Source organism: Nocardia sp. NPDC004278, assembly GCF_053602975.1.
In genome coordinates this window covers 1-5,180 of record NZ_JBSGEQ010000092.1, presented here as the reverse complement: position 1 = coordinate 5,180, position 5,180 = coordinate 1, and the positions used below count along the sequence as shown (strand labels likewise).

Genomic DNA, 5,180 nt, shown 5'->3' with positions numbered 1-5,180 from the left:
CATGTGGATTGGTCTGCGGGGTCGGTGCGGATTCTGGCCGAGGCGCATCCGTGGCCTGCCTCGGTGGACCGGGTGCGGCGCGCGGGGGTGTCCTCCTTCGGCATCAGCGGCACCAACGCCCACATCGTGCTCGAGGAAGCGCCCGCGACGGTCGCACCGTCCGATGACGAGACCACCGACGATGGTGTTCCCATCCGGGCGGATCTGGTGCCGCTGCTGGTGTCGGCCAAGACCGCCGACGCGCTACCGGGTCAGGCGAAGCGGTTGCGGCAGTGGCTGATCGACAATCCCGATGCGGACCTGTGGAGTGTGGCCTCTTCGTTGATCGAAACCAGGGCACAGTGGGACCGGCGCGCCGTGGTGCTCGGCCGCGATCGCGAGCAATTGCTGGCCGGGTTGGCGGATCTGACATCCGGTTCGGTGCTGCCGGGCACGCCGATGCGGGGGAAGGTCGCCTTCCTGTTTACGGGGCAGGGTGCGCAGCGGGTGGGTATGGGGGCGGGGTTGTATGCGGCGTTCCCGGTTTTCGCTGCGGTGTTCGATGAGTTGTGTGCTGAGTTCGACCGGTTGCTGGGTGCGTCCTTGCCGGGTGTTTCGTTGCGCGAGGTTGTGTTCGGTGGCGGTGATGGTGAGTTGTTGCATCGCACCGAGTTCACCCAGCCTGGTTTGTTCGCGTTCGAGGTGGCGCTGTTCCGGTTGATCGAGTCCTTCGGTGTGACACCGGATGTGTTGATCGGGCATTCGATCGGTGAGTTGGTGGCGGCGTATGTGGCGGGGGTGTGGTCGCTCGAGGATGCGTGCGCGTTGGTGGTCGCGCGCGGTCGGCTGATGGGTGCGTTACCCGAAGGCGGCGCGATGCTCGCGGCAGCTGTGACCGCGGAGCGGGCCGCCGAACTCGTCGCGACATATGGGGATCGCCTGTCGGTCGCGGCGCTGAACGGTCCGGCCTCGGTCGTGCTGTCCGGCGATCTGGACGTCGTCGAGGCGGCGGAGCTCGAGTTGTCCGGTGCTGGCGTCAAGACCTCGCGGTTGCGGGTGAGCCATGCGTTCCATTCGGCGCGGATGGATGCCATGCTGGCCGAATTCCGCACTGTCGCCGCCGGGTTGACGTATCGGACACCCGCGATCGCGATGGTGTCGAACATCTCCGGTGCCATCGCGGGCGCCGAGGTGACCGATCCGGAATATTGGGCTGCCCAGGTGCGCGGCTGTGTGCGATTCGCACCCGGCGTCGACACTCTCGTCGCCGACGGGGTGCGGCGGTTCGTCGAGGTCGGCCCGGACGCGGTGCTGGCGTCGCTGACACGTCAATGCCTGGCCCGGCACCCGGACCTCGAGGCGGATGCGCTGGTGGCCGCCGCGTCTCGGCGCTCGGTCGACGAGGTGATGCAGTACCTGACGATGTTGGCGCAAGCGCATAGCGCCGGTATCCACGTCGACTGGCGCGCATTGTTCGCGGGCCGTTCGCCGAGTCGAGTGTCCTTGCCCACGTACGCGTTTCAGCGTCAGCGGTACTGGTTGGAGCCGTTCGCCGGTGCTTCGTCTTCGGCAGGAGCGCCCGACCATCCGATCTTGACCGGCGTCGTGCCCCTGGCGGGCAAGGACGAATGCCTGTTCACTGCCAGCGTGTCGCTGCGGACGCAGCCATGGCTCGCCGATCACACGGTTTTCGGCTCGGTGCTGCTGCCGGGCGCCGGATTCGTCGAACTCGCACTGAGCGCGGGTGCGCGGCTCGATGCCGGTTTCGTCGAGGAACTGCTGCTCGAAGGACCGCTGATGCTCGAGGGCGATACCGCCGTCGATATCCAGGTCGCCGTCGAGCCCGCCGATGACGCGGGCCGACGCCGGTTCGTGATCTACTCGCGCGGCATCACCGAGCCGGATGCCGCTGCGGCCGAATGGATTTCGCACGCCAGCGGGGTACTGGCCCCCGCTGCGTCTGCCGTGCCCACGTGGGTCGAGGCGGGACGGCACGGCTCGGCGGACGAATGGCCGCCCGCCGGGGCGGAACCGGAGCCGCACGACGGGCTCTACACCCACCTGGCCGATCTGGGATTGGGCTACGGTCCCGCATTCCAGGGGGTCACCTCGGTCTGGCGCGACGGTGACGACCTCCTCGCCGAGGTCGTCGTCGGCGACGAAAACGGAGCTTCCACCGCGTTGTTCGGGATTCACCCGGCACTGCTCGACGCCGCCTTCCATGCCGCCATCGCTGGGCTGGCGCAGGACATGCCGTCGGGGCGGTTGCCGCTGCCGTTCTCGTTCGCCGGAGTGCGGTTGTACCGCGCCGGTGCGACGGCAGTCCGGGTTCGACTGACTCGGTTGAGCGCCGGTCGAATCCGGGTCGCCGCGTTCGATGAAACGGGTGAGCCGGTATTGAGCCTCGAATCGCTCACCGCCCGTCCCGTCGATGCCAAGGCGTTGAACAGCGGGGCCGGCCGGCGTGCGTCGCTCTCGGACATCGAGTGGGTGCCGGTGTCGACCGGAACTATCGCGGCGACGTCGGTGGCAGTTCTCGGCACCGAACACATTACGGGCGTGGCTCATTCGTATGACGGGCTCGCCGAACTGCTCGAAGCCGATCAGACTCCGGAGATCGTCGTATGGTCACCGGCCGGGGACGCCGATGCCGATACCGCAACGCGCACTCGTGCGTGGGTGCGTGCGGCATTGGAATTCTTGCAGAGCTGGCAGGCGCAGGAACGGTTACACGATTCCCGGCTGGTGGTGCTCACGCGCGGTGCTGTCGGCGTATCGGGCGAGGCGCCGGATCCGGCCGCAGCGGCGGTGCGGGGCCTGGTGCGCAGTGCGCAGTTCGAGCACCCGGAGCGGTTCGTGCTCCTCGATGTGCGCGCCGACGTCGATCCGACCGCTGATCTGATCGCCGCGGCCGTGCGTTCGGATGAACCACAGCTCGCCGCCCGCGATGGCGGTTTGCTGGCGCCGCGGTTGCGGCGGCAGTCCGGCTCGACCGCAACCGTCGAGGACGCATTCGGTACCGGTGCGGTGCTGATCACCGGTGGCACCGGTGGTTTGGGCGCGCTGGTGGCGCGCCATATCGTCGAAACACACGGTGTGCGGCGGTTGGTCTTGGTGTCGCGGCGCGGTGAGCGTGCTGACGGCGCAACGGATTTGGTGTCGGAGTTGACCGCTGCCGGTGCGCAGGTGCGGGTCGCGGCATGTGATGTCGGCGACCGTGCGGCCCTGGCGGCGCTGCTGACCGAGTTGTCCGGCGAATTCACGCCGAGTGCGGTGATCCATTCGGCCGGCGTGCTCGACGACGGCACCATCGAGACCCTGTCCGCCGAACAGGTGGACCGAGTACTCACCGCCAAGGCCGACGCCGCCTGGCACCTGCACGAGCTGACCAGCGAGCAGGATCTGTCGGCGTTCGTGCTGTTCTCCTCGATCGCCGGGGTGATCGGATCGCCGGGCCAGGGCAACTACGCGGCTGCCAACGCGTTCCTGGACGCGCTGGCAGCCGACCGGCGGGTCGCGGGGCTGCCCGCCGTGTCGATCGCGTGGGGCTCCTGGAACCAGGCCGGCGGGATGACCAGCGGTCTCGGCAGCGCGGCGATGGCGCGGTTGGGTCAGCTGGGCGCGCGTCCGTTGGCGACGGCGGACGGTTTGGCACTGTTCGATCGCGCGCTCGCGGCGAGCGCATCGACCGTGGTCGGCGCCGAATTCGATACCGAGACATTGGCGGCGCAGGCCCGCGACGGATCGCTGCCCCGGATGTTGCACTCGATCGTGTCGGTGCCCGTGCGGCGCACCGCGGACGCGAGCGGCACGTTGGCGCTGCGGCTGGCCGCCGCCCCCGCGCAGGAACGCGAGACGATCGTGCTCGACGTGGTGCGCGAGCAGGTCGCCGGAGTACTCGGGCATATCTCGGGTGAGGCGATCGATCCCGCCGCGCCGTTCAACGAGATCGGCTTCGATTCGCTGGCGGGGGTGGAGTTTCGCAACCGCCTCGCCAAGGCCACCGGGGTGGCGTTGCCCTCGACGCTGGTATTCGACTACCCCACGGCCGCGGCCGTGGCGTCGTTCGTGCGATCGCGCGTCGGTGACGTGGACGTCGATGCGAACCGCGTTGCCAAACGCCCCGCACGCCGGATCCGCACCGACGAGCCGATCGCGATCGTGGGGATGAGCTGTCGCTACCCGGGGGGCATCGAATCACCGGAACAGCTATGGGATGTGGTGGCATCCGGAATCGACGCGATCGGCGAATTCCCGACCGATCGCGGCTGGGATCTCGACCGGTTGTTCCATCCCGATCCCGACCATTCGGGCACGTCTTACCTGCGCCACGGCGGATTCATCTCCGGTGTCGGGAATTTCGATGCCGGGTTCTTCGGTATCGGTCCGCGTGAGGCGTCGGCGATGGATCCGCAGCAGCGGTTGCTGCTCGAGGCGTCGTGGGAAGCGTTGGAGGACGCGGGAATCGATCCGTTCGCCCTGCGCGGCAGTGATACCGGCGTCTTCGTCGGCGTCTCATATCAGGACTACGAGCAGATCGCCAAGGCGGCGGGTCCGGTGGCCGAGGGGTACGTGGGTACTGGTTCGGCGGGCAGTGTCGTCTCGGGCCGGGTGTCGTACACGTTGGGTCTGGAAGGCCCTGCGGTGACGGTGGATACGGCATGTTCGTCGTCGCTGGTCGCGATCCATCTGGCCTGTCAGGCGCTGCGTCAGGGCGAGAGCTCCCTCGCCTTCGCCAGCGGCGTCCAACTGATGGCGACGCCGTTCATGTTCATGGAATTTTCCCGGCAGCGTGGGTTGTCGCGGGATGGGCGGTGTAAGGCGTTTTCGGCGTCGGCCGATGGTGTGGGCTGGGCCGAGGGTGTCGGTGTGCTGGTGTTGGAGCGGCTCTCGGATGCGAAGCGGTTGGGACACAACGTGCTTGCCGTGATCCGGGGTTCAGCGGTGAACCAGGACGGCGCTTCGAATGGCCTCTCGGCCCCGAACGGTCCGTCACAGGAGCGTGTGATCGCGGCGGCGCTGGCCGCCGCCGGACTGGATCCGACCGATGTCGACGCGGTGGAAGCCCACGGGACAGGCACCCCGCTGGGTGATCCGATCGAAGCGCAGGCGTTGATCGCGGCGTATGGGCAGGGCCGTGCGGAGCCGTTGCGGATCGGTTCGTTGAAGTCGAATATCGGGCATTCGCAGGCGGCTGCGGG

1 protein-coding gene is annotated in these 5,180 nt (G+C 68.3%); it reads left to right on the top strand.

The features are described 5' to 3' along the window. Nucleotides 1-5,180 (top strand): SDR family NAD(P)-dependent oxidoreductase (locus tag ACWEO2_RS44110; RefSeq protein ID WP_452410847.1); only part of this gene is annotated, 5,180 nt, incomplete at both ends.